The organism is Pseudoalteromonas sp. S8-8 (assembly GCF_000497875.1).
Taxonomy (GTDB): Bacteria; Pseudomonadota; Gammaproteobacteria; order Enterobacterales; family Alteromonadaceae; genus Pseudoalteromonas; species Pseudoalteromonas arctica.
On sequence record NZ_AUTR01000020.1, the window covers coordinates 87,162 to 112,263 of the forward strand.

The following is a 25,102-nucleotide window of genomic DNA, read 5'->3' on the forward strand; positions in this document are numbered from 1 at the left end:
GATTAGGCTTCTAATATTAGTGTTAGCTTACTGATAACTTCGTCTTGCTGCTCATGGGTCATACCATGAAACATCGGCAATGAAATAGCATTGCTGTAATAACTCTCTGCATTTGGAAAGTCACCTTGTTTAAAGCCCATTTTTTGGTAATAAGGCTGTAGGTGCACTGGAATATAATGCAGGTTAACACCAATACCGTTTTCTCTTAGCTCGTCAAACACTTCTTTATGCGTTTTGCTAATTTCATTTAGGTTTAGACGAATAACATATAAATGTAAGCCAGAATAAGTGTTAGGCAACTGGTAAGGCAGTACAATCGGTAAACTGGCCAGCTTATCGTAATAACGCACTGCCAATTCATGACGTGCGGAAACGAACTCACTTAAGCGGCTCATTTGCGAAACACCGAGTGCAGCTTGCAGCTCCGTCATGCGGTAGTTAAAACCTAAATCCACTTGCTCATAGTACCAACCACCATGCGATGCATTTTCCATTAATGCTTCGTCACGTGTTATTCCATGGCTTCGGTAAAGTGCCATTTTGTCTGCAAGTGCTTTGCTATTAGTTAATGCCGCACCACCTTCTGCAGTGGTAACAATTTTAACAGGGTGAAAGCTAAACACGGTAATATCACTGTATTCACATGAGCCAATTGGTAGTTCTAAATAACGTCCACCTATTGCATGTGAAGCATCTTCAATGACTTTAAAGCCATATTCTATAGATAACGCATGGATTGCTTTCATGTCACATGGCTGACCACATAAATGCACTGCAACTACAACTTTAGGCAAAACACCTTCTTTTTTAGCACGGATAAGCTTTTCTTTTAATGCTACAGGACAAAGATTATAAGTTGCGGGATCTATATCAACAAAATCTACTGATGCGCCACAATACAAACCACAATTAGCTGAGGCTACAAAAGTGACAGGTGTTGTCCATAATATATCACCGGCCCCTAATTCAAGCGCTAAACAAGCAATATGCAAAGCTGACGTTGCACTATTAACAGCCAAGGCATGATTGGCGCCGCTTGAATCCATCAGTGCACGTTCAAACGCAGGGACTTGTGGCCCTTGCGTCAAAAAGTCCGACTTTAATACATTAACCACAGCATCAATATCTGCTTGAGTTATATCTTGCTTTCCATACGGTATCATTTAGCTATCTCTATACTTCAAACGATGGGTCAACATGTTCAACAATAAGCTCACGCAAGCCTTCAATTGTTTCCCACTCAGTGTTTGTTCCTGAGTTGTATTTAAAACCAAATGGTACTTTTTCAGCTTTATGGTGAGCAAGGTATTCTTCTTCGGTATATGTATACGATACAGAGGGTAAAATTGCGTAGTAAGGACCCAAATCAATCGTATTTAACGAGTCAGTATCTGTAATCATTTCTTCATGTAGTTTTTCACCTGGGCGAATACCTACATCACGCGTTTCGCATTCAGGTGCTACGGCTTCTGCGATGTCTAAAATTTTGTATGATGGGATTTTAGGGATGAATATCTCACCACCAAGATGATTACCCAAGGCAAACATAACTAGATTAACGCCGTCTTGAAGCGATATATTAAAACGAGTCATTTCATTGTGTGTGATTGGTAAAATACCTTCTTTTCGTTTTTCTAAAAAGAAAGGAATAACAGAGCCACGAGAACCCATTACATTACCATAACGAACAACGCTGAATTTAATGTCTTTCGAGCCGCGAATGTTATTAGCAGCAGCAAATAATTTGTCTGATGCAAGTTTAGTGGCACCGTATAAATTAATTGGTGCACATGCTTTATCTGTCGATAGCGCTACAACATCTTTTACACCACACGCTAATGCGGCATGAATAACATTTTCAGCACCATCTATGTTTGTACGAATACATTCTGTTGGATTGTATTCAGCGGTATCAACCTGCTTAATTGCTGCTGCGTGAATAATGACATCAACACCTTCACACGCTTGCGTTAAACGCTCTTTATCGCGAACATCACCAATAAAAAAACGTAATTGCGGGTAATCGTATGCTGGGTACTTTTGTTTTATTACAGACTGCTTTAATTCATCGCGCGAATAGATGATTATTTTTTTTACATCTGGGTAACGCGCTAAAATAGTTTCTATAAACTTCTTACCAAATGACCCAGTGCCACCCGTGATTAAAACTGTTTTATTGTTTAACATAACTTTTCCAATATGAGACTATTTTAAGAGCTATTACTAAAGCGTAATTTCACCTAAAAAAATAATTTTACGATAGATCATGCTCGCTTTCTGCTAGCAAAATATAAATAATTTAATATAAATAATGAGCTTTGAAATATATTCAACCTCATATGGTAACGAAGTATATGCCAATGCCAAGTCAGTGATTTAAGCTTATTAGCCGATATGGAACCAGCTCTAACTCTGTATTTTGCCAAGACTTCAGGTACTCCTAACGAGTAAAAATCCTGCCCACTAGATAAAATCTCGAGCCACATTACATAGTCTTCGTGTTTTACCTCTTTTTGTTTAGGTAATACAACTTTAGAGCGATCAATTATACCTGTTAAATTACCAATAAAGTTACTCTTTAAAAGAGTTTTAAAATTAACGCTATTTTTTATACTAACTCGAGTTAATACACTGCCAAATTCATCAATTCTTTCATATGAAGAGTGGGAACAGACAGTATTTTCACCCGCTTTACATAGAGCTATTACTTGTTTTTCTAACTTAGTACTATACCAAAGGTCGTCACTATCTAAGAAGGCAATAAAACGCCCTTCGGCTTTCTCTATCGCAACATTTCGGCTATTTGCTACACCTAAGTTTACTTCATTATTTATTAAAGTAACTCTAGGATCTGAAAACTCAGTGACCACTGCTAGAGTGTTGTCTGTTGAGCAATCATTAACAATGATTAGTTCCCAGTGTGTATATGTTTGAGCCATCACAGATTCGATACTTTCTTTGATAAAAGCCTCGCAGTTATAAGCTGGCATTATAATACTAACTAGGTGCTCTTTAAACATTAGCTAATTTCACTTGCTAGGTTTATTGCGTCAAGCATTGAGTCCTCGATAGAACAGTATTTCCAGTCTCCATAACGACCTATGGAATGAATATTTTTTTGAGACAAAATTTCTAATATTTCTTGTTTTGAAGAATTCGATTTGTCACTAACATGTACGTACGCAGGATCCATCACAATGGAACAATGAGAAATCAATTTGTGGTCATCAATAATACCCACAGCCTTCAAATTATCTATCGTTAATTGTAGTTGTGTCTCTATATCAACGTCATCTTCGGGTGAGTAACCAACCTCTACATACATACTTAGCTTATCACTACCCAAAATATTATCGTAAAAGCCAACTCTGTAGAAGTTGATATTTTTATCTGGGAAATATAACCAATGCGTATCCTGGTTAGGTGATTTTTTATCAAAACCTAAGTTAAATACTAGTACTTTGTTATAGCTAAAATCATCAGCTAGCAGGTTTACTCTATCTACATCTAATTGCTTAGAAAACATTTTCAAAGGCGAACTATTTATCAAATAATCAAATGCTATTGTTCTTTTATTTGTAACAACGAGCTTTTCTTCATAGCAAATTTTTTGTACAGTTTCGTTTAGTGAAATTTTCGTTGTTGGGACTGACTCAGCTAAAGCATCAACAAAAATCCTTGCCCCTTCTTTTGGATAAAGAAAACTTGAGTTGTAGCTTTCAACTGACTGCTTTTTGAAAGATTTGATAACCTGATCTAAGTTAGCATAAGGGAAAAATCGCCCCATGGCATTAACATCTAGTGTATTCAAATCACAAGCATATAGCTTTTCATTATAAGGTTTCAAAAAGTAGTCAGTTATAGCCTTACCAAATTTCGAATAAAGCATATCTAAAAAAGAATTATAGCTTTCTTTGTCTGAACGGAAATAAAGATCATACAAACATTCTTGAAATTTATCTTTTTTAAGCTGATGTATATTAGACTGAAAAGGAAAGTCTATAAGCTCATCATCAAAGAAAATTTTTGTGACTTTAGTTCTTTCAACAAGTTTACCATCATCAATCTTGTTTTTAAAAAAGTTTTTTAGTTGATCAGTTGCAAAGTGAAAAAAATGACCTGCATAATCCCAAACAAAACCATCTTGGTAAATAGTTCGACAATAACCACCTAACTCAGGCTCTTTCTCTATAATTAGGTAATCCTCTGAATTTACAAAGTTAGCGAAGGCTAGCCCTGAAACACCGCCACCCAAAATTAAATATTTCACTTTAGTCATTTACTTTGTTCCTTAGAATAACTCAATGTACCTTTAACCATAAGCCTCAAACACTGTATAAAACTAAATACATTTTTGTACTCTGAATATTTCTTGATTGAGAAAGCTAAATCATATAAAAGTCCTGAAATGCCAAACAGACGGTAAAATGCAGCACCTTTTGAAAACAACAATTGCTCATTATAATCTGTACCAGAACTTTCTGGTGGATGAATAACTATAGGTAATGGGATATAAACACACTTAAGGCCATTATCTAGTGCATCTTTCAAAAAAATAATCTCATCATGAACACGATATTTACTACCTAAGCCAAATTCTAGATCCAGTTTCAAACCACTTTTAATAATCGATTCTCTTTTAAACGTAATCTCAATAGATGCGCATTTTAGAATGCTCATCTTAGTGTGATAATACTCTTCGTTAGAGTAATTTGGTTTAAAAGGCTTACCTTCTGTTGTTTGTATCTGAAAAGTTATAATGTCAGCGTCTGGATACTTAATATAAGCATCTTTGACTATGCTCTCATAGTTTTCTAAATAACTAACATCGTCATCAGCAATGATGCAGATATCACCGCTTGCATTCTCAATAGCGAGATTTCTACTTTTTGAGGAGCCTCTTTCTTTTTTTGATATCATAGTAATATCATCTAAAGTTTCGGTACCTTCGAAATCTGATTGGTTGATTAATAATAACGGTGAAACTATGCATTTATTTTTCCAATCGATATCACCGATACACGATTTAGCCATAGTTGCCATTAAAATTTGAATATTCATTTTAACTCCACGAGTAAATAACCTCTGCTTTTGACATAATATAGAACTCCCAAATTAAAAAGAAAGAACCATAAAGAAGTATAAATAAGAATAGCTTTCCTCTATTTTTCACATACTCAAATAACATAGCAATGATTAAAAATTCAGAAATCAGGAAAAGCCGACTTGAACGTGATGCAAGCCTTAAATCAAAACTTAAAAGCATGTATAAACATGAACCAGTAAGAAAGCTCAAAATTAAGATTTTGCGGTATGTGTTAAGTTTATCAAACTCGGGGACAATCAACAAAACTAATATAGAGATAACCCATATCTTAAGAAATTCAGGCGTTAACCAGCCACCCTGAACATTAGCATTTTCAATATAAAATTGTACTTTCATTAAAACTGGGTTTGGATCTAATCCGATTAAGTATGTTAGGAGGTTACTAAAGACCCCCGCAAGATAAAAAATTGAAAATAAAGAAATTAATATTAAATATCTCTTCTTTGTTAAATTAAAGAAACTGGCCAAAATTAAAAAAACAAAACTAAATATAGCAACGCTATGAAACATTAATGCTATAAAGTTAAGAAAAATGTATAGCATCTTTCTATCAACAATAAATCTCAGCGAGTATAAGAAGATCAGCATTGCTAATGCTTGCCTTATTTGCCCATATGGTCCTCTAAAATAATAAAGAAAGAAAAACATTAATACTGCTATTGATGCATATCTTAAGTCTCTATTTACAATAGAATATAAAAAACAACATATAATCAATGAGTAAATAGTATTAAATAAGAGAAAGTTCCCATTGATTGATTTAACCGCTAATATTAAAAACTGAAAACCTGGCTCTATCCACCCACCAATTCCAATATCATTAACATTATTAAAAATATTTTCATATAACTCTAAATCCCAGCCTTTATCACGGGAAATCAAAAGCACTAATAAAAATAAAATAGATAACAACGCACTTGAGCTTTTAAAACTAACTTTTCCCAAAATATCACTGTAAGCAATAAGTAAAATGAGCAGTAGCGCAATGAGTAGCAACCCATAATTAGCGATTGTATAATAATTCACTTAAACGCCTTAAATGATAGATTGTTAAAAGGTTCACACATCAACATTGCTCAAAAATAACTCACTTGGAAACTTTTAAATAAGACACATTATCGTACTTCATATAGTGCGCGACACTCGAACCATGATGTAAAACTTGAACTTGTGAGTAACTCTTTGAAAGTGCATTTATTAAAATCTCTGCAGGCACTTTATTCTCAACAACCTCAAAACCGAGTGCCCCTTCAAGCCCTAAGCTATTTTTGATATTCGGGTGTAATTTAACTAACTTTTTATCATAAACTCTATCTGCAATATCGATGAAACGACTATCAAAACTCCAGTCACTTATATATATAAAACACTTATTCCCCTCACCGACACTTGCTGGATCAAAGTTATAAATTTTATTTAAATAAGCTACGTTTTCTTCGCAGTAACTCTTCATACTTTTAGTGATTTTTAAGATAGAAAAGTTTTTCTTTTTTATTTTAATTCGCTCTGCATACTCTTTTGGTTCAAATACATAAACCCCATTACAGAACCAACTTCCTCCAAATACAGTACTTATACCTAACACATCAAAAATTTTAGTTTTATAGCTAGGTACATATATGTCATTTCTATATGTACCAATTCCTTCTTCGTAAACATAAATCTGCTTTGTTCTGGATATAAGTTTGAAGTAAGCGAGGTATAAGGCTAACCTAGTACCTATGTCACCATCGATATAAGTTTTTGTCGGTTTTAAACGACTTCCTTTAACAAATGACATGAATCGATTTTTTACAAACAGTACTTTTTTCCAATCACCTGCAGATTTAATATTATTAAAAACAGCTTCTGCATCATGAAACATATCAATAATTATTAAACAACTACCTTCTTTTTTAGAACCGGCAATTATACTAGAAACCGTGATTTGCATGGGTTTTGAGGCAATATAAAGTTCCATTTATTGTTTGACCTTACTTATATTTTTAAATGTACAAAAATACATTATGCATATTTGTAATATTGATGAAAAAAACAATGAGTAAACCAACAAGTCCATTGAATATAATGAGAATATGCAAGATATCCCTATATGTATCAAAGCGACAAAAATGCTAACCGATGAGATTAACTTATTTCTTGCTTGATAAAACAAAAGGTTTACCAGAATGAAGTATGGGATCATTAAAGAGTATCCTAACACTAGAACAGCAACCCACTGACCTAGGTTTGTATACTCATCACCAAAAATATAAACAAATAATGAGTCTGGAATTAAGTAAACAAAAATAGGAAACAAAGGCACAATTAGGAATGACTTTAAAACAAGTTGCTTTACCTCTATTGTGTTAAGGGCCCTATTTTTCATTTTCGCATAAAAATGAGGTACTAAAGCTCTATTTAGTGCCAGTAAAAGCAGGTAAAAAATACTTGCAATTTGAATTGCTAAAAAGTATTCCGCAAGAGCACTTTTGGAAAAAGAGTCATTGATGATAAACCTTTCGACATGTCCTCTAATCACACCTGATAGAGCATGTAGTAAGAGAGGTAAACCAAAAGAAAATAAATATAAAATATGCTTTTTATTTATTTTCTTATTGATTCTATTCGTATACGTTTTTAACGTAAAAAATAGCCAGAGAGAAGGAATAAACCAAGAAAGTGCCCCGGCATAAACTCTGGTCTGTGATGTTGCTTGCGTAAACTCGAATAAAATAATAATACTAAATAGCAAAGTCACACCACTAATCACTTGTGCTAAAAAGTATTTATGTACTTGCCTAGAAGCTTGAGCTATAGAGAAGTTAAGCATAAGTAACACATAGCAAAATGATGCTAAAGCCGATATTGCTATGTGGTTTTCACCTAATAACAAGGAGATTGTAATAATTACTAAACATAGTGCTGCACTTATAGTTACAGCAATACGTCTGAGTATACTGATCGACCTGAAACCATACCTGTGATAATAGCGGGCAATTGCACCATCCATTGACAATAGTATAACTACAGAGGCTATTGCGATAATTGACTGATACAAAGAAAAATTAGCTAACTCATTTACTCCCATTTTTTTAGCCATATAAGGAAGTAAAAAAACAGGTATACCTTTACTTATTACTTCTCCTAAAAGGTATAAATATGACTCTTTTAAGATTATTTTTGACAAATTTTTGATCTCTGATTAAATGCTAAAAAGCGACATATAGAAAAGAAAAAGTAATATTCAAGGTTTAACACTAGTTACTTTTGTCGTTTATATATAAAAAACACTAAAAGACTGAATACAGCTATAAAAAAACCTAAAATTGCACCCATAATACTTAAAATGGCTCTTTTAGGTGAAAACTTAACTTCATCAACAATTGCAGGATCGATAGTTTTAAACACATACTCATCCCTTACCTCTGCAAGCATTTGATTTTGCACTTGCCCTTCAATCATATCGAACATGATTTTTCTTATATCTACATTCTTAGTTTCTTTAAGTTTACTTTGTAAAAAAACTACACTTTTATTGGCTTCTTCAATATCGATCATTCGTAATTTATTGTTTATAGAGTTAATAAGGCTATCTAAGATTCTTTTAGCTATATATGGTGAATAATGTTTTATAGATACACGAATAAAACCAGTGTCTTCATCTTCCGAAATAGACAAGTTTTCCTTTATTAAGTAGCGGTATGCTTCTAAGTCGCTAGGTGTTTTTGTTTTAGGGTAACTGACCTCACGCACCCAGATGTTATTTTCTATATCATAAACTTCAGAATCATAAATAAGTTCGTTTTTCTCAGCATTCCAGCCCTCAACACCTATTAGTAAGGGCTTTAGCTCATTAATATTGATAAAATCACTAATAAACGTCCTACTTTTCAGTGTTTCGATTGCTATATCACGTTTACTACCACTTCCAGCTTGTAAATTTATTCCGGCGATGGAAGCCAGTCCTCCAAATGTGGAGGATAATCCACTTAAAGGTGAGTCCTGTCCCTGTTCAACGACACTGATCAATGCCTCAGAACGATAAATATTTGGCAAAGACAGTGAGAATAAAACGGCTATTACAGAAAATAAAGCTGTAATACCTACAATTAATATACGCCCTTTCCATAATATAGAAATTAAAGTTCGGAAATCCACTTCTATATAATCTTGATTATTCATTTTTCACCTAAAGACTTCCAATTGCTGCTACAGCTACACCTAGCTGATAAAGAATCTGCGTTGCTGTACTCCAAAGCGTTAGCTTATCCATATGCCCTGCATCCATTGGGATTACTATTGTGTCCCCTGGTTCTAACTGGTCAGCATTATTTGCTGCAAACCAGCCACCTGTATTTGGTATTTTCACTGAACCATTAGCTTTAATAATGTAAATTCGATCTTCAGCGGCACGCTCTTTGAGCCCGCCACTTAGCGCTATATAATCATCAACACTTACACCTGTTTTATAAAGATGCGATGTTGAGTAGTTAACTTCACCAATTACACTAATTGAATCGCGCTTGCTTGGTACATATAGTGTATCGCCATCTTGTAATACTAAATTTTGTTGATTATTTACGATTAAAGGTAAATCAATTACTAAACGGCCTACGGCTTCAACACTCGCGAGGTCGTTTAACAGCTTGTTCATCTCTTCATATGAAAGCGTACTACTGCTTACCGAGTTCTGAAAGCTTTTTGAAGCTATATCACGACGAAGCTCTGTAGATAAACGCGCTAGTTGCTTTTGCTCTTGCTCTTTTATCGATGTACGCGTAAATACAGCTGCTTTTTGCTCTGCAAATTTTGAAAAGCCACCCGCGCGTTCAAGTAGTTCAGTAAGCGTTTCACCACGGCGTATTGTATAAGTGCCCGGGAATCTAAGCTCGCCTTTTAACTCTACTTTTACATTTTCTTGCCAATTTGGAATTGCAAAAACGTTGATGCTGTCTTTACTTTGTAATGTAATATTACTTTGAAGATCGCCCTTCATGGCGCTTTCAAGATCAAACCGTAGGTGTTCTATTTTAGAACCATCACTGGCTACAATACGTGTAATTTCAGCTTGCTTCACGTAGGCTGACTCTAACAAGCCACCCGCAGCTATTATTAAGTCTTTTGCTTCACCGCCAATCATTAATGGATAAATACCAGGGAAAGTAACGTTTCCACTGATCTCCACAAGTTGCATTGCTTGTTGCACTGATGCTTGCTGCTTAAATTTAGCAATAATTGGAGCTAATAAATTATGGCGGCTAAATAACGCGTAATCTTCAGGTTTGAGTTCTTGGTCTTCTTCTTCTTTTGCTTTGCGCTTAGAAATTTCAGCAATAGTGAGTATTTTATTGTCTTCAAGAACAAGTTCTTCGTCTTCTTGATTAACGCCAATGTATTTTTCGAACTCTTTTTGTTCAAACTTATGCCATTGCTCTGCTTTTTGTTGCTGCTCTTGCTGCTCTTGACTAAGGGCCATATTTGCTAGAGTTGATTGCTCTAATTCTTTTTCTTCAAAACGGCTAAATACAACTATCTTGTCATTAGCTTGAAGTTGTAAGTTATTCTCAGGGTTTTTAATAATCGCTTGAGCAACGTCGAATTGGTGTGCTTCTATATCGCCGTTTATATTTATTTCGCGGATTACGAGTCCGTAGCTTAAATCGGCTTGCGGTAGTAAGTCACCACGTACTGATTTAAGTACATCTGAAATGCGCTTGCCTTGGTGCCACTGATAATTACCTGGGCGCGCTACTGCACCAATTAAGCTAACTGAATTTTGATATTGCGAGCTAACTGAATTAAAGCGAATACGGTCGCCATCTTGTGGAATATAGTTAATTTGCGATTTTGAAAAATCTACCGAGAGTACTTCTTTACGATCGAAGTTAAAGCGCTCTACAATTGCGCTTTTGGCATATGCATTTGGTTTAAGGCCTCCGGCCATTGCTAATAACTGCTTAGCAGATTCACCTTTTTTAAGTTCAAAGATAGCTGGGCGTTTAACCGCACCTTCAACTCTTACTTGAGCGCCAACTGATGGAATAAATACAGCATCGCCCGGCTTTAATGCGATATCGTTACTGCTATCGCCATTAATAAGTAAGTCGTAAAGGTCAAAATTTGCAACGACCTTGCCTGCGCGTTTAACTTGAATATTACGAAGAGAGGCAATGTCAGACACACCACCACTTACAAATAATGCGTGCGAAACAGTTGTTAATGAAGAAACACTGTAGCTACCCGGCTTATACGCTTCTCCTAGCACTAAAATACGCATGCTACGAAGTTGACCAAGCGATACAAAAGCTTTTACGCCAATAACTTCTTGCTCTACTTTTACTTTTATTAGTTCTTTAATTTCAGCAAAGGTTAAACCTGCAACTTCTACAGGGCTTAGATCAGGAATACTAATACGTCCTTCACGATCAACTATGACTTCAAAACTTTCGCTTTCTTTTCCGTAAAAGTTAATTTTTAACTGATCGCCAGGGCCTACAATGTACGTATCGGGTACCGCGGCATTTTCACTTGGCATAAATGTAGTGGGTTCACCGGCAAACAATTCGTAACCATATGGCTTTAGATCGTCTGTTTTTGGTTTAAAGCGTTCTTCATCTGTAAGCTGCTCTTTCTCTGGCTCTGCGCGCTCACCAATACTATTTTGTTGCTCTGTATTATTTTGATTATTAGATTGGTTTGTACCGGTGATCGTTGATATATCAACACCATACTGTTTTGCGAGAGCTTCTTGTTGAGCTTTTGGCAGCTTTTTAAATTGCTCAATTTGAGATGCTGTTGGCGTAAAAGCCAAAGTACTAAAACTACAAAGTAGAATAAAAGCACTAATAAATTGTGTAAAAACTTTCACGAGTAGGTATATCCCTAGGTCTACAACCAAAATTGGTGGCTATAATACATTAATTTTGAGCAAATAAAAAAGGGACTTTCGTCCCTTTTGTCACTTTAGTGTCATTAACTTAGTTACATTGGTTAAAAACTGTAAACCAGAGTAAATGATGTTTCTGTGTCAGTGCTTTCTTTGTCGTCAGCAACATCTGAGTTGTTAGTGACATTAAAAGCGACTTTCATTTGTAATGAGCCGTTTATTTTTGCAAGCAATGCAGTTTCTGAACGAGTTTTAGTGTTTGTATCACCATACTCTACAGCAACTAATTGAGTAAAACGTGCACTCTCAGAAATTTGCCAGTTGTAATCTAATTTACCTAAGGCAATTACTTCGCCTTCAAACTCGCCAGCAAGAGAGTTACCGTTATCATCTATTTCAGTGCTGTCATCTGGGTATTCAAAATATTTATAACCAGGACCAACTTCGGCACTTAACCACATTGTTTTTTCGTTTAATAAACGTAGACCGTAACCTGCAGAAATTACTGACTCACTTCTATATGCTCCAAAATAATCTGAAACGTGTGAACCATAAATGAATAAATGAGAATGATCTTCATTTAATTTATAATTACCTTGCGCTGAAATCGAGTACTTTTCATTAGTGCGCTGCTTATTTTTGTCGCCATTAGCATCTTCAACTTCATCTTCTTTATAGATGCCGTCTAGTTTGTATTCGTTGTTCCAGTGCTCAAGGTTGTGCTGTACTTTAATACCACCTTTGAGTGTGGTCGTTTCTGTATTACCACTTGTGATAATAGCACCAAGTTCACTGGTAACTTCCCACGTTTTTTGATCTGCGTCTGCAGCGAATGCATTTGTTGCAGCAGATGCTGCAACTAAAACTGATAAAAGCTTTAATTTCATTAAAAAATAACCTTTGTATAAATGTATATCTATTTTATTAAAGCGTTACTTGTTAGAGCAAGCAAAACAGCTAAGTAATAATGTAAAAAATTTCATGCAGCAAATACTGCATGAAATTTTATGTCTAATAGCCGTTTTATCACTACAACAATTAAAGAAAACTTTAATTAAATAACTATTTAAAATTAGTCTTGCTTGTGTAAATGAACATCCATTTGTGGAAATGGGATTGCAATATTTGCATCATCTAATGCAATTTTAATATTTTCCATTAATGACCAGTAAGTAGGCCAGTAATCAGCAGCGTTAACCCAAGGGCGAACAACAAAGTTTACGCTAGAATCACCTAGCTCATTTACAGCTACGGTATAAGCTGGATCTTTAAGTATGCGTGTTTCTGCATCTAATACAGATTTTAATACTTCTTTTGCTTGACGTAAATCAGCATCGTAACTAACACCAATAACTAAATCGATACGGCGAGTAGACTCACGCGAGAAGTTAGTAATAGCGCCTGACATTATTTGAGAGTTTGGTACGATGATTACTTTATTATCTGGAGTGCGTAGTTCAGTTGAGAATATTTCGATTTTCTTAACAGTACCCATTTTATTACCTGCTTCAACAAAGTCACCAGACTTGAATGGGCGAAGTAAAATAATAAGTACGCCTGATGCGAAGTTAGATAATGAACCTTGTAATGCTAAGCCAACAGCTAAGCCTGCAGCACCTAAAATAGCAATGAACGAAGTTGTTTCAATACCAATTTGCGAAAGTGCCATTAAAATAGTAACAGCAAATACAAGTGTGTACACAATGCTTGAAACAAACGACCCTACAGCTTTATCTACTTTCTTTTTAGCAAAACCTTTTTCAGTTAAGTTAGAACAAAACTTGGCAATACGACTACCAAGTAAAAAGATAACAAGCGCAACAACCGCTTGAATACCGTAGTGTAATATTAGGCCTGAGTTTTCGTTAAGCCAATTAAGTACTGAATCCATATTTACTCCAAATGTTTTTTATTAAGCGTTTTCGGGCATTATTATACATTAATTTACAATTTATTCTCATAGAATAATGAATTAATACTATTAAATGCAACTATATTCGATTTTTCAGAGGCAATTATGCGATAAAATGTAGCCTACTTTGGAAAAATATTAACGACCAAATGCTAATTATATTTGCGTGATTTAAATTATTTTAATTTATTTCACTTTTAGGCTTCACAACAATTATTATTTTATGTATTATGCGCGCCACACCAAACGAGGTGTGTGTAGTGGCGGTTGTAGCTCAGTTGGTAGAGCCCCGGATTGTGATTCCGGTTGTCGCGGGTTCAAGCCCCGTCAATCGCCCCACTTTTTCTCCTAGTAATATTTCATTTCAACATATTTCAAAAATACTTAATACACCTATCAATATTCCATTTTAATCCAAATATTATTATATCTCTTATTTACAACAATTATTTAGCTACCCTATATTCTATGTTCATAACAATTAAAATGAATAAAACTGCGGGGCTTAATTTTATTGTGCATTTTTAAATTATAAACCAAGATCCTCCAGAATAAAAAGTATGTAGTTACAATCCATTTTAAGCCCCCCCCCTCAATTTGAGGACCTCAAGAAGAAAATAGATATATTGAGGTATAAAAGGGTTTATCATGAGCACCAGTTTTATTCGTAGGCGGAGCTTTATGCCGCGCTTTTGCGTTGGTTTAGAGTTTTATTTTCGCGAGGTAAGCCCTTGCATATAATTTATAATGAATTATAAAAAATGCCACCTTAAATAAGGTGGCATTTACACACGGGGTTATTTCTACTTATAGAAATCCTTTTACTTTTTATTTGTTTTTTATGTTGTTTTATTAACAAAAAATATGTTTCCAAAGGTAGCATTTAGCGCTTTGGGTAGCAATAGTAAAAGGTAAAGTTCATATATCTGCCATATTAACGTCATAAAAAAGCGCGAAGTAAATTCGCGCTCGTATACTTAACTGCGGTTATATTTTAATACACACGTATTTTTCTTCTAGGTACTCATCCAGCCCTTGATGCCCACCTTCTCGGCCCAAACCAGATTGTTTAACGCCACCGAAAGGCACTACTGGGTTTGATATAACACCTTCATTTACGCCGACCATACCAAATTCAAGCCCTTCACTAATTCGGTAAATTTGCTTAATATTTTGGCTGTAAAAGTAGGCTGCTAGACCAAATGGTACATCGTTAGCCAGGGCAAGCACTTCGCTTTCTTCATCAAAAGGAATAACCGTTAATACTGGACCAAATACTTCTTCGTGGTAAATATCCATCTCTGTCGTTACGTTGTTTACTATTAATGGGTTTTGAAAGCTGCCACCTAAGTCACTATTATCGCCAATCAACGTCGCACCTTTATCGAGTGCGTCTTGTACTAACTGTTGTACTTTCTCTTTGGCTTTAGGGTAAATGAGTGGGCCAATATCAACATCGTCTTCAAAACCATTTACCACTTTTAGCGCTGCAACCTTTGGCGTGATTTTTGACAGTACTTTGTCGAGAATATTACGTTGTATAAAAATACGGTTTGCAGCAACACATGCCTGCCCACTATTTCTAAATTTAGCCGCCATTAGCCCTTCAACAGCTTCATCTAAGTCGGCATTATCAAAAATAATAAAAGGCGCATTACCGCCAAGCTCCATCGAGGTGCGTTTAATTGTGTCTGCACATTGTGATAGCAACTGCTTACCTACACCGGTAGAGCCGGTAAATGTAAACTTACGCACGATTTCTGAGTCAGTCAGCATTTTACCTACTGTTTTGGCATCTTGTGAAACCAGTACATTAAATGCACCTTTAACAAAACCAGCTTGATCGGCCAAATAAGCAAGTGCGATAGCACATAGTGGCGTATGTTCAGAAGGTTTAAGTATAAAGCTACAGCCCGCAGCGTAAGCTGGAGCTACTTTACGAGTAACCATAGCAACAGGAAAGTTCCACGGCGTAATACCAGCTACAACACCTACAGGCTGCTTAAAACTAGTTAGGCGATGTGAGTTATCTGTTGGCGGAATTACATCGCCGTAACTACGTTTGGCTTCTTCTGCAAACCATTTGATAAAACCTGCACCGTAGTTAATTTCGCCAAGCGATTCTTTAAGCGGCTTGCCTTGCTCTTTGGTCATTAACTCTGCAAGTGTTTGTTTGTGTTTTATAACTAGCTCATACCAGCGCATCAACGTTTCGCTTCGCTCGGTGGCATTCGTCGCTTTTAACTTAACAAAAGCCCCTTGAGCTGCGGTTATTGCGCTATTTACACCCTGCTCGTCAATATCGCTTACATCAACAATACTTTTTTCGGTCGCGGGATCGTTAACGCTAAAGTGCGTGTCTGTTTTATAAAACTCGCCGTTAATAAATGAGTCAGAAAAAATAAGATTACTCAAAATACACCTCCGAAATAGATTTTAGGGATTGGGTTGAACTCGTAGCAGCGGGTTTACCCCGCGTTTATATAATCTGAAAAATACGTGATCATTTTGATGTTCAAGTTTGAGATTAGAAAAATTTAACTTAAAACGTTTGAGATTTAAAAACGCGACATAAAGTCGCTGCTATGTGTTTATAAATGCTTTTTTGAAACAAAAAAGCCGCTGTATCAAACAGCGGCTTTTAATATATACATCGTTAAAAACTAGTGCTCTTCATTAACGATATTGAGATTGTACTTAGGTATTTCAACCACTAAGTCTTCATCTCTTATAATTGCTTGACAACCAAGGCGTGACTCAGGCTCTAAACCCCATGCTTTATCTAGCATGTCATCTTCTAGCTCATCACTCTCTTGTAGTGAATCAAATCCTTCACGAATCACTAAATGACACGTAGTACATGCACACGACTTTTCGCAGGCATGTGCAATACTAATGCCATTTTTAAGTGCAGCGTCGAGTACCGTTTGGCCTGTAGGAGCTTCAATTGCAGCGCCGTCAGGACATAATTCAGGATGTGGAAGAAAAACAATTTGTGGCATTCTAATCTCTCTTAAATGTTGTCTACTGACTGCCCTGTAAGGGCCTTTTTAATTGATGCATCCATTCTACGCGATGCAAAGTCGCTACTCGCATTATCGACTTTTTCGATAGCTGCTTTAATTTCGCTAGGCTCTTGTGCATTTTCGCGCACTTTTACCAGTTCTGCAATTTCAGCGCGTAAGTTAGCAAGTTGCATATCGTCAAGTAATGCAGCATCGGCTGCAAGTGATGCATTAAGCGCTTCTATTACACGCAGAGCTTCTACTTGTTGCTCTTTAAGCATACGTGCTTGCATATCGCCTTTAGCGTTGCTCATTGACTCTTTTAGCATGTTAGCTACTTGGTCATCAGATAAACCAAACGAAGGCTTAACTTGAATTTCAGCTTGTACGCCTGTTGATTTTTCCATAGCTGAAACACTTAATAGGCCATCAGCATCAACTTTAAAGGTTACACGAATATGCGCAGCGCCTGCCGCCATTGGTGGAATACCTTTTAAGCTAAACTTAGCAAGCGAACGACAATCATCAACAAGCTCACGCTCGCCTTGCAGCACATGTAATGACATAGCTGTTTGGCCGTCTTTAAACGTCGTAAATTCTTGCGCGCGTGCTACCGGAATCGTCGTATTGCGCGGAATGATTTTTTCAACCAAACCACCCATAGTTTCAAGACCTAGCGATAACGGTAATACATCAAGCAATAGCATGTCAGAATCTGGCTTATTGCCAATTAACACGTCGGCTTGAAGCGCAGCACCTAGGGCTACAACACGATCAGGGTCGATTGAAGTTAGCGGCTCTTTATCAAAAAAGCTTTCTACTTGGCTACGTACCAGTGGCATACGAGTTGAGCCGCCTACCATAATAACTTGCAGTACTTCGTCGTTTTCTATGCCAGCATCTTTTACAGCACGACGACACGAACGCAGCGTTTTTTTAACGAGTGGCATAGCCATTTCGTCAAACGTTTCGCGTGTTACTTCTACTGTGTATTTTTGATCGTCAAACTCAAGACCCACGTTTACTTTAGCGTATTGGCTTAATGCTTCTTTACAGGCTTTTGCTTTATTGATGAATAAACGTAAAACTGAAGGTGACAACGCTGACACACCAGTTTGCTGCTTAAAGTAATCAACAAGTAGTGAGTCAAAGTCATCACCACCGAGACTTGAGTCGCCACCGGTTGCCATTACTTCAAACACACCTTGGTGTAATCTAAGTACTGATATATCAAATGTACCACCGCCTAAATCATAAACAGCAATAATACCTTCTTGGCCAGAATCTAAACCATAAGCAACAGCTGCTGCTGTTGGCTCATTTAATAAACGTAGTACGTTAATACCAGCAAGTTCTGCGGCATCTTTAGTACTTTGGCGCTGTGCGTCATCAAAGTACGCTGGTACTGTGATTACAGCCCCTAAAATTTCTTGGTTGCCAAAACTTTGCTCAGCTCGTGCTTTTAATGCAGCTAAAATATGGCTTGATGCTTTAATTGGACTGATTTTACCTGCCGCAGTTTCTATTGCTAGCGCACCATTGTGCTCACAAAACTCATACGGTAGTTGCCCATAACTTTGCTCTATTTCAGCCTGAGTTTTACCTAAAAAACGCTTAACCGAAATAAGTGTATTAGCAGGGTCTTGCGTTGCTGCTTGTGCAGCTTCTGCGCCAACAGTAATACCGCCTGCTTGATAACGAACAACCGACGGTAACATAGCCGCGCCAAGATCATCAGTTAACGTGCGGGCTTCGCCACTTTGTACTGTTGCAACTAATGAGTTAGTTGTACCAAGATCAATACCAATAGCTAGTTTATGTTCGTGTGGTGCCGCGCTCTGCCCCGGCTCAGCAATTTGCAATAATGCCATAATGCTCTTTAAACTCGTGTTGCTCGCTTTGCAGCAAGTAATTAATCGTCAAATAAACTGTCTTCAATACGCTCTAGTTCGTCACGTAACTTATAAACAAACTTCAGTTTACGAATATTATCTGCGGCAAGTTGATATTGCTGCTCATCGTTACTTGCGAGTTGCTCGGCAAGTTGTGCACTGTACTGCGTGTTTAGTTGCTTAATTTGTTTTTCAAAATTTGCAATCGCAGTATCAGGATCGCGCGACGATGTTAGCTCTTCAAGCTCTTCGCGAAGTTCCATTTGCTGCATTAAAAACATTGGATCTTGCAAGGTTTGCTGCTCTGCACGAATATCAACGCCTAGCTCGCTCAACATATATTCAGCACGTTTTACTGGGTGCTTTAATGTTTGTAGCGCATCGTTAATTTCGGCGGCGCTTTGCACTGCCATTAACTTATCGCGGCTGCTCGCATTAGCGTGGCGATCTGGATGTACAGTACGCTGTAATTCCAAGTAGTGCTTGTTAACCGTTGCTAAATCAATATTGTAATCAACGGGGACTGCAAATAATTCAAAGTAACGCATAACTTCAACCAATAATATTCAGAAATAACAAAGCCCTACATTAACTGGCAGGGCTTATTTATACTACAAAGATATTTTAAGCTTAAACGGTAAAGCTTTCGCCACAACCACACTCATCTGCTTGATTAGGGTTTCTAAATTTAAACCCTTCATTTAAGCCTTCTTTAGTGTAGTCGAGCTCTGTGCCATCGATGTAAACTAAGCTTTTAGCGTCAACAATTAATGTTACACCTTTAGCCGCAAAAGTTTCATCGTCTTCGTTTAAATCGTCAACAAACTCAAGTACATAAGCAAGACCTGAACAGCCCGTCGTTTTAATGCCAACGCGCAGGCCTAAACCTTTACCGCGGTTTGCTAAAAATGATTGTACGCGGTTTGCTGCCGCATCTGTCAATGTCACTGCCATGAGTTTCTCTTCTTACTTCGCTTGTTTGCTTTTGTAGTCTGCAATTGCTGCTTGAATTGCGTCTTCGGCTAAAATTGAACAGTGAATTTTCACTGGTGGTAATTCAAGCTCTGCACTGATATCAGTGTTTTTAATTGTAGCTGCTTCGTCTAGCGTTTTGCCTTTAACCCACTCTGTTACAAGTGAAGATGAAGCAATTGCGCTACCACAACCGTAGGTTTTGAATTTTGCATCTTCAATAACGCCTTCGGCAGATACTTTAATTTGCAATTTCATTACGTCACCACATGCTGGTGCGCCTACCATACCCGTTGCCACTGACGGATCATTCTTATCTAGAGTACCTACGTTACGTGGGTTTTCTACGTGGTCGATTACTTTATCACTATAAGCCATTATTCTATCCTCATTACCTGCTAGGGTATGTGCTCACACTATTAGTGGTGAGCCCATTCAACTGAATCTAAATCAATACCTTCTTGATGCATCTCCCAAAGTGGAGACATCTCACGTAGGCGACCGATAGAGTTTTTCATTAATTCGACGGTGTAATCAATCTCTTCTTCGGTAGTAAAGCGACCAATACTAAAACGAATTGAGCTATGTGCTAATTCGTCGTTACGGCCAAGTGCACGTAATACATAAGAAGGCTCTAAGCTTGCAGATGTACAGGCTGAACCTGACGATACTGCAATGTCTTTTACTGCCATAAGTAACGACTCACCTTCAACAAAGTTAAAGCTGATATTTACAATGCCAGGTACTGATTGGTCTTGCGTGCCGTTAAAGTATACTTCGTCCATATCAGCCATAATGCCGTCGATTAAACGATTACGTAAGGCGCTGATGTGTGCGTGATCTTTTTCGAAATCTTGCTTAGCAATTTTAAACGCAGTACCCATACCCACTAATTGGTGAGTAGCTAGTGTACCAGAACGCATACCGCGTTCATGTCCGCCACCGTGCATTTGCGCTTCAAGGCGAGCACGTGGTTTACGACGAACGTAAAGTGCGCCAACACCTTTAGGGCCATACACTTTATGTGCAGAGAACGACATAAAATCAACTTTAAGCTGTTGCACGTCGATTAATACTTTACCCGCGCTTTGCGCGGCATCTACGTGGAACATAATTTTACGTTCGCGACACATTTCGCCAATAGTCGCGATATCTTGAATTACACCTAGCTCGTTATTAACGTGCATGATGCTTACAAGTACTGTGTCGTCACGCATTGTGTCGGCAAGTTTTTGTAAATCAAGTAGGCCGTTTTCTTCAACGTCCATGTAAGTTACTTCAAAACCTTGGCGCTCAAGCTCACGACATGTGTCGATTACAGCTTTATGCTCAGTTTTAGCGGTAATAACGTGCTTACCTTTTTTCTTGTAAAACTGTGCTGCACCTTTAATAGCAAGGTTATTTGATTCTGTTGCACCCGATGTGAAAACAATTTCACGTGGGTCTGCATTAATTAAATCAGCAATATCTGTACGTGCTTGGTCAACAGCTTCTTCTGCTTGCCAACCAAAACGGTGTGAGCGTGACGCAGGATTACCAAACTTACCGTCCATTGTCAGGCATTGCATCATTTCTTTAGCAACACGTTCGTCAACAGGCGTGGTCGCTGCGTAATCTAAATAAATCGGTAACTTCATTTCTCTCTCCGCTGCAGGTCAACCTTAAAGTTGACAGCTTACTTGAATGTTTTCCAACTGCTTAATTGCATTATTAATACTGTTATCTTGGCGCGATGCTATTTCTTTCACATCTGATTTTTCCACCAATTCAGCAAGGGTAATATTATTCAAAAATTCTTCTATGCGTGCGCTTAAGTCTGACCACAAATTATGTGTTAAACAACGCATACCACTCTGACAGCCGGTATCGGCACCTTGGCAACGTGTTGCATCGACCGATTCGTCTACGGCGCTAATAATATCGCCAACAGAGATAACGCTCGCTTCACGCCCTAGTAAATAACCACCACCAGGTCCACGAACAGAACTTACTAGGCCATTTTTACGTAAACGAGCAAATAATTGTTCAAGGTAAGACAAAGAAATTTCTTGTCTTTGTGAAATATCAGCAAGGGCTACAGGACCTACACCTGTGTGTAGTGCAACATCCAGCATAGCTGTAACGGCATATCTGCCTTTTGATGTTAACTTCATAACGCCCCCTGCACAAAAGAGTGCAAATTTTAATTACCAGAGTAAATTAGTCAAGTATTATCACTTGATAAAAATTTGATTTAGAAACTCTTACTTTTAAATTGTAGAGTTAACAAATTTTCAATACTTGACCTCTTTGGTCAAGTATTACAGCCATTGTAATTACCTGAGTAATTTAGTCAAGTATTAGCGCGTTAATTAGTCTAGGTCTTTTATAACTAATAGCTATACCTAAGTTACTTAGGGATAGCCTTATTAATTGAGGTGAGAATACCGCGTAAAATATTCATTTCAGCATCTTCAGGGTGAGCTCGGTTAAACAAACGGCGCAATTTAGTCATAACTAAACCAGGGTGTTGCTTGATGATAAAACCTGTTTTAAACAACGTGTCTTCAAGGTGATCATAAAACAGCTCAGTTTGCTTTGAGCTTGGGTAAACTGCATCGTCTTCTTCAACCTTTTTAGGTTGTTGATTTAAAAATGCCATGCGAGTTTCGTAGCTAAGTGTTTGTACGGCCATAGCTAAATTAAGCGAGCTGTACTCTGGGTTAGCAGGAATACATACATGGTAATTACAAAGCTGTAATTCTTCATTAGTTAAACCACTGTTTTCACGACCAAATACTAGCGCTACAGGACCATTTACGGCTTCAGCAACGAGCTTTTCACCACATTCACGTGGTTCAACCATTGGCCACGAAAGCGTACGAGAACGCGCACTTGTGCCAATCGTTAATGTACAGTCAGCGATAGCTTCTTCAACGGTTCCTACAATAACTGCATTGCCTAAAACATCAGTTGCGCCTGCAGCTAATGCACTTGCTTGGCTGTCTATTTCGCAAGCAGGATCAACTAAATAAAGTTTTGATAAACCCATGGTTTTCATGGCGCGAGCCGCCGAACCAATATTGCCGGAATGTGACGTGTTAACTAAAACAATGCGAATATCATCTAAGATCATTACTGTGCTACTTTGCTATGCCAAAAAATTGCGCAAATTCTAACATGAAAATGTAATAAGATCCTAGATTCAAAAGGCTAGATCCTATGATCAAACCCAATATAACGATTCTTACATGGATAAGTTCTAGGGATATAACGCCGATTTGTTTTGATGCTTAAACCATTGCCGCTTTTACATAGACATCAAAACGGTTCTTTTTGGTTTTGATCTGCATACTTGGGGTTTTTTCGTTTAAGAATGGAGCGTAATCGGGGCGCTTTACAACGACACGCTTACTGGCAAGTGGATAGGCAAAATTAAGTAGGTCGTCAGCGTCGTTGTCTGCACCAACAAGCTCTTGAAACACGCGCATTTCTTTTTTGACTAATGCTGATTTTTCGCGATGCGGGAACATGGGATCTAAATAAACAACATCAGGCATGCTTTCGCATTGAGAGAGCAAAGTATGGCTTGAGCCAAATATTAGGCTCATGTTTTCTTTCATCCACAAACCAATTTCAATATCGCTATAGGCTCGCTTTAAACCATCGTATAAAAGGGCTGCAACAACCGGATGACGTTCATGTAATATGACTTTGCACCCTAGCGAGGCAAGTACAAAGCCGTCTCGCCCAAGGCCTGCGGTAGCATCAAGTACAACAGGTGTTGCACCTTTGTTTAAGCCAACCGCTTTAGCTATAGCTTGCCCTTTACCACCGCCAAACTTACGCCTATGGGCGGCAGCACCGGTTACAAAATCAACATTAATTGCGCCTAGTTTAGGCTCGTCGGTTTTAAATAGGCTTAACCCTTTATCATCGTAATGTAAGCTAAAGCCACTGCAATTTTGCGCCCATTGGGCTAAACCAAAGCGTGTTTCTAATTCATTTAAATAAGGACGTAACTCTTTAAAAGCACACTGAATAACCACAATAAACTCCGACGATAAAATACGTCTGTAGTATATCAACCGCTTTACTTTAAAGCACTAAAATAGCTCTATATCACTATGATGATTCGGATTAACCTTTGCGGCTTCCGTTTTAGTACGTAAATTAGATATAAGTTCATTGCGGCTTTCGGCAACTTGTTTAAGCTGATATTTGATAAAGGCTAAATCGCTATTAGCCGATACAAATAACTGCATTGTTTGATCTAATTGAGATATATATAAGGTGAGATCGGCAGGATTTGCTTGTGTTTGTTGTAGCTTAATGGCGCAGTCAAGCTCATGTAGCTGCTCTATAAATACTTTAGTACTTTTGTTTTGCTCTATATTTTGTGTAGTTAACTGCTTAACAATATCTAGAAGGGCTGTACTTATTTGAGCTGCCTGCTCATAACTGCTTTCGCTTCTTTCCATGGTAACAACCTTCTCGTTGGTTACTTCTAATATATGCGGGAACAGATCTTTGTAGCGCCCATACAAAGCATCGTTATCAACTGGCATATTTTTTATCAAAAGGGACACTTTGGGGTAATTAATGATAGTGCTGCTACCAATATCAACAAATCGTTGAGCATTTCGATGTTGCTCAAGCAGCTCTTGCTCTAACGGGCAAACACCACTTTGCTGGCTGTAAAAAATACCTTTTCCTTGATACCAAAACACCATCACAACATCTAAATTTAAAGGAGCAAAAAAGGTAAAAAAGTATTCACTCAACGATTGAAAGTTATTAGCGTGATAACTTTGTCCAACGTAGCGCATTATACGCCCCATATCGCCTGACTCTGTCATTGCCATTTCAGCTGTTTTATTCGCTTTTACTATATCCAATTTTAGTTTTGCGCATTTTTGCCTATATTCGTAAAGTACCTTTATTCGCGCTATTAGCTCTTCTGCATTAAAAGGTTTTGTAATGTAATCAGATGCGCCGACGCTATAACCTTTTACCCGATCGCTTAGCTCTATTTTAGATGAGAGAAACATAACGGGAATATCTTGAGTATTTTGACTTTGCTTTATTGTTTTACATACGTCATAACCTGACATACCTGGCATTTCAATATCGAGTAAAATAATATCTGGGTTGTATTTATTGGTTAGCCTTAATCCTTCATCGCCATCTTTTGCATGAATTATTTTACAAAACCCTGCTAAAGACTCTTCAATTATATGATGAACATACTTGTCGTCATCAATTGCCAATACCAACTTTGCCATGCCTTAGTCCATTTTATTAGGTGTGCTAAAAGCATAGTACGGTAGGATAAAATTACTAAAAATTATTAGATAATAATTTTAA

The 25,102-nt window shown here is 37.3% G+C and carries 23 protein-coding genes and 1 tRNA gene; 1 reads left to right on the top strand and 23 read right to left on the bottom strand.

Annotated elements, in window-relative coordinates:
* Positions 1–2: 2 nt before the first annotated feature.
* The 12 genes from pseC to L659_RS0105315 form a co-directional block, all read right to left on the bottom strand.
* On the bottom strand, positions 3–1,163 hold the full coding sequence (gene pseC / locus L659_RS0105260) for a UDP-4-amino-4,6-dideoxy-N-acetyl-beta-L-altrosamine transaminase (RefSeq protein WP_024589833.1): 1,161 nt from the start codon (positions 1,161–1,163) through the stop codon (positions 3–5).
* A 10-nt stretch (positions 1,164–1,173) separates the two neighbouring features.
* Entirely contained in the window at positions 1,174–2,187 is a 1,014-nt protein-coding gene (gene pseB / locus L659_RS0105265) for a UDP-N-acetylglucosamine 4,6-dehydratase (inverting) (protein WP_024589834.1), read from the bottom strand.
* Positions 2,188–2,264: 77 nt separating this feature from the next.
* Complete coding sequence (locus tag L659_RS0105270) at positions 2,265–3,020, bottom strand: glycosyltransferase family 2 protein (protein ID WP_024589835.1); 756 nt, start codon at positions 3,018–3,020, stop codon at positions 2,265–2,267.
* Entirely contained in the window at positions 3,020–4,279 is a 1,260-nt protein-coding gene (locus L659_RS0105275; protein WP_024589836.1) for a protoporphyrinogen/coproporphyrinogen oxidase, read from the bottom strand. The genes L659_RS0105270 and L659_RS0105275 overlap by 1 nt, the downstream gene beginning before the upstream one ends.
* The gene (locus L659_RS0105280) at positions 4,276–5,061 is read right to left on the bottom strand and encodes a glycosyltransferase family A protein (RefSeq protein WP_024589837.1); all 786 of its coding nucleotides are present in this window, start codon (positions 5,059–5,061) and stop codon (positions 4,276–4,278) included. Before L659_RS0105280 ends, L659_RS0105275 begins: the two co-directional genes overlap by 4 nt.
* Position 5,062: 1 nt before the next feature.
* Entirely contained in the window at positions 5,063–6,133 is a 1,071-nt protein-coding gene (locus L659_RS0105285) for an EpsG family protein (RefSeq protein WP_024589838.1), read from the bottom strand.
* Positions 6,134–6,194: 61 nt separating this feature from the next.
* The gene (locus tag L659_RS0105290) at positions 6,195–7,067 is read right to left on the bottom strand and encodes a hypothetical protein (protein WP_024589839.1); all 873 of its coding nucleotides are present in this window, start codon (positions 7,065–7,067) and stop codon (positions 6,195–6,197) included.
* Complete coding sequence (locus tag L659_RS0105295) at positions 7,068–8,276, bottom strand: oligosaccharide flippase family protein (RefSeq protein ID WP_165721195.1); 1,209 nt, start codon at positions 8,274–8,276, stop codon at positions 7,068–7,070. It lies immediately after the preceding gene.
* 74 nt (positions 8,277–8,350) lie between these two features.
* Positions 8,351–9,271 carry a Wzz/FepE/Etk N-terminal domain-containing protein gene (locus L659_RS0105300; RefSeq protein ID WP_024589841.1) on the bottom strand — a complete coding sequence of 307 codons (921 nt, stop codon included), beginning with the start codon at positions 9,269–9,271 and terminating at the stop codon, positions 8,351–8,353.
* A gap of 7 nt (positions 9,272–9,278) precedes the next feature.
* Complete coding sequence (locus L659_RS0105305; protein WP_024589842.1) at positions 9,279–11,957, bottom strand: SLBB domain-containing protein; 2,679 nt, start codon at positions 11,955–11,957, stop codon at positions 9,279–9,281.
* 122 nt (positions 11,958–12,079) lie between these two features.
* Entirely contained in the window at positions 12,080–12,862 is a 783-nt protein-coding gene (locus tag L659_RS0105310; RefSeq protein ID WP_007582317.1) for a DUF481 domain-containing protein, read from the bottom strand.
* A 185-nt stretch (positions 12,863–13,047) separates the two neighbouring features.
* Positions 13,048–13,866 carry a mechanosensitive ion channel family protein gene (locus L659_RS0105315; protein WP_024589843.1) on the bottom strand — a complete coding sequence of 273 codons (819 nt, stop codon included), beginning with the start codon at positions 13,864–13,866 and terminating at the stop codon, positions 13,048–13,050.
* A 284-nt stretch (positions 13,867–14,150) separates the two neighbouring features.
* Here L659_RS0105315 and L659_RS0105320 point away from each other — a divergent pair.
* Positions 14,151–14,226 (top strand) — tRNA-His (locus tag L659_RS0105320).
* A gap of 648 nt (positions 14,227–14,874) precedes the next feature.
* On the opposite strand, the gene L659_RS0105325 is transcribed toward L659_RS0105320, so the two are convergent.
* The 11 genes from L659_RS0105325 to L659_RS0105375 all read right to left on the bottom strand — a co-directional run bounded on the left by L659_RS0105325 (position 14,875) and on the right by L659_RS0105375 (position 25,020).
* Complete coding sequence (locus tag L659_RS0105325; protein ID WP_024589844.1) at positions 14,875–16,302, bottom strand: NAD-dependent succinate-semialdehyde dehydrogenase; 1,428 nt, start codon at positions 16,300–16,302, stop codon at positions 14,875–14,877.
* Positions 16,303–16,550: 248 nt separating this feature from the next.
* Positions 16,551–16,889, bottom strand: a complete 339-nt coding sequence (fdx, locus tag L659_RS0105330; RefSeq protein WP_007586379.1) for an ISC system 2Fe-2S type ferredoxin — start codon at positions 16,887–16,889, stop codon at positions 16,551–16,553.
* 11 nt (positions 16,890–16,900) lie between these two features.
* The gene (hscA, locus tag L659_RS0105335; protein WP_024589845.1) at positions 16,901–18,763 is read right to left on the bottom strand and encodes a Fe-S protein assembly chaperone HscA; all 1,863 of its coding nucleotides are present in this window, start codon (positions 18,761–18,763) and stop codon (positions 16,901–16,903) included.
* Between the two features lie 41 nt (positions 18,764–18,804).
* On the bottom strand, positions 18,805–19,332 hold the full coding sequence (gene hscB, locus L659_RS0105340; protein WP_007586374.1) for a co-chaperone HscB: 528 nt from the start codon (positions 19,330–19,332) through the stop codon (positions 18,805–18,807).
* Positions 19,333–19,414: 82 nt separating this feature from the next.
* Complete coding sequence (gene iscA, locus L659_RS0105345; RefSeq protein WP_007377674.1) at positions 19,415–19,738, bottom strand: iron-sulfur cluster assembly protein IscA; 324 nt, start codon at positions 19,736–19,738, stop codon at positions 19,415–19,417.
* A gap of 12 nt (positions 19,739–19,750) precedes the next feature.
* Positions 19,751–20,134, bottom strand: coding sequence for a Fe-S cluster assembly scaffold IscU (gene iscU, locus L659_RS0105350; RefSeq protein WP_007377675.1), 384 nt, complete (start codon positions 20,132–20,134; stop codon positions 19,751–19,753).
* A gap of 41 nt (positions 20,135–20,175) precedes the next feature.
* Positions 20,176–21,393: an IscS subfamily cysteine desulfurase gene (locus L659_RS0105355; protein ID WP_002958425.1), complete on the bottom strand. Its 1,218-nt coding sequence runs from the start codon at positions 21,391–21,393 to the stop codon at positions 20,176–20,178.
* A 24-nt stretch (positions 21,394–21,417) separates the two neighbouring features.
* Positions 21,418–21,909, bottom strand: coding sequence for a Fe-S cluster assembly transcriptional regulator IscR (gene iscR / locus L659_RS0105360; RefSeq protein WP_007586371.1), 492 nt, complete (start codon positions 21,907–21,909; stop codon positions 21,418–21,420).
* Between the two features lie 236 nt (positions 21,910–22,145).
* Positions 22,146–22,871 (bottom strand): tRNA (cytosine(32)/uridine(32)-2'-O)-methyltransferase TrmJ, encoded by a 726-nt coding sequence (trmJ, locus tag L659_RS0105365; protein ID WP_024589846.1) that lies wholly within the window; start codon positions 22,869–22,871, stop codon positions 22,146–22,148.
* A 157-nt stretch (positions 22,872–23,028) separates the two neighbouring features.
* The gene (locus L659_RS0105370) at positions 23,029–23,784 is read right to left on the bottom strand and encodes a class I SAM-dependent methyltransferase (protein ID WP_024589847.1); all 756 of its coding nucleotides are present in this window, start codon (positions 23,782–23,784) and stop codon (positions 23,029–23,031) included.
* A 57-nt stretch (positions 23,785–23,841) separates the two neighbouring features.
* Positions 23,842–25,020, bottom strand: coding sequence for a response regulator transcription factor (locus tag L659_RS0105375; RefSeq protein ID WP_024589848.1), 1,179 nt, complete (start codon positions 25,018–25,020; stop codon positions 23,842–23,844).
* Positions 25,021–25,102: the final 82 nt, after the last annotated feature.

What these genes read in the sequence shown, in the direction of transcription:
- pseC (WP_024589833.1), bottom strand. Translation starts at nt 1,163, where the DNA reads ATGATACCGTATGGAAAGCAAGATATAACTCAAGCAGATATTGATGCT.
- pseB (WP_024589834.1), bottom strand. Translation starts at nt 2,187, where the DNA reads ATGTTAAACAATAAAACAGTTTTAATCACGGGTGGCACTGGGTCATTT.
- L659_RS0105270 (WP_024589835.1), bottom strand. Translation starts at nt 3,020, where the DNA reads ATGTTTAAAGAGCACCTAGTTAGTATTATAATGCCAGCTTATAACTGC.
- L659_RS0105275 (WP_024589836.1), bottom strand. Translation starts at nt 4,279, where the DNA reads ATGACTAAAGTGAAATATTTAATTTTGGGTGGCGGTGTTTCAGGGCTA.
- L659_RS0105280 (WP_024589837.1), bottom strand. Translation starts at nt 5,061, where the DNA reads ATGAATATTCAAATTTTAATGGCAACTATGGCTAAATCGTGTATCGGT.
- L659_RS0105290 (WP_024589839.1), bottom strand. Translation starts at nt 7,067, where the DNA reads ATGGAACTTTATATTGCCTCAAAACCCATGCAAATCACGGTTTCTAGT.
- L659_RS0105300 (WP_024589841.1), bottom strand. Translation starts at nt 9,271, where the DNA reads ATGAATAATCAAGATTATATAGAAGTGGATTTCCGAACTTTAATTTCT.
- L659_RS0105310 (WP_007582317.1), bottom strand. Translation starts at nt 12,862, where the DNA reads ATGAAATTAAAGCTTTTATCAGTTTTAGTTGCAGCATCTGCTGCAACA.
- L659_RS0105315 (WP_024589843.1), bottom strand. Translation starts at nt 13,866, where the DNA reads ATGGATTCAGTACTTAATTGGCTTAACGAAAACTCAGGCCTAATATTA.
- fdx (WP_007586379.1), bottom strand. Translation starts at nt 16,889, where the DNA reads ATGCCACAAATTGTTTTTCTTCCACATCCTGAATTATGTCCTGACGGC.
- hscA (WP_024589845.1), bottom strand. Translation starts at nt 18,763, where the DNA reads ATGGCATTATTGCAAATTGCTGAGCCGGGGCAGAGCGCGGCACCACAC.
- hscB (WP_007586374.1), bottom strand. Translation starts at nt 19,332, where the DNA reads ATGCGTTACTTTGAATTATTTGCAGTCCCCGTTGATTACAATATTGAT.
- iscA (WP_007377674.1), bottom strand. Translation starts at nt 19,738, where the DNA reads ATGGCAGTGACATTGACAGATGCGGCAGCAAACCGCGTACAATCATTT.
- iscU (WP_007377675.1), bottom strand. Translation starts at nt 20,134, where the DNA reads ATGGCTTATAGTGATAAAGTAATCGACCACGTAGAAAACCCACGTAAC.
- L659_RS0105355 (WP_002958425.1), bottom strand. Translation starts at nt 21,393, where the DNA reads ATGAAGTTACCGATTTATTTAGATTACGCAGCGACCACGCCTGTTGAC.
- iscR (WP_007586371.1), bottom strand. Translation starts at nt 21,909, where the DNA reads ATGAAGTTAACATCAAAAGGCAGATATGCCGTTACAGCTATGCTGGAT.
- trmJ (WP_024589846.1), bottom strand. Translation starts at nt 22,871, where the DNA reads ATGATCTTAGATGATATTCGCATTGTTTTAGTTAACACGTCACATTCC.
- L659_RS0105375 (WP_024589848.1), bottom strand. Translation starts at nt 25,020, where the DNA reads ATGGCAAAGTTGGTATTGGCAATTGATGACGACAAGTATGTTCATCAT.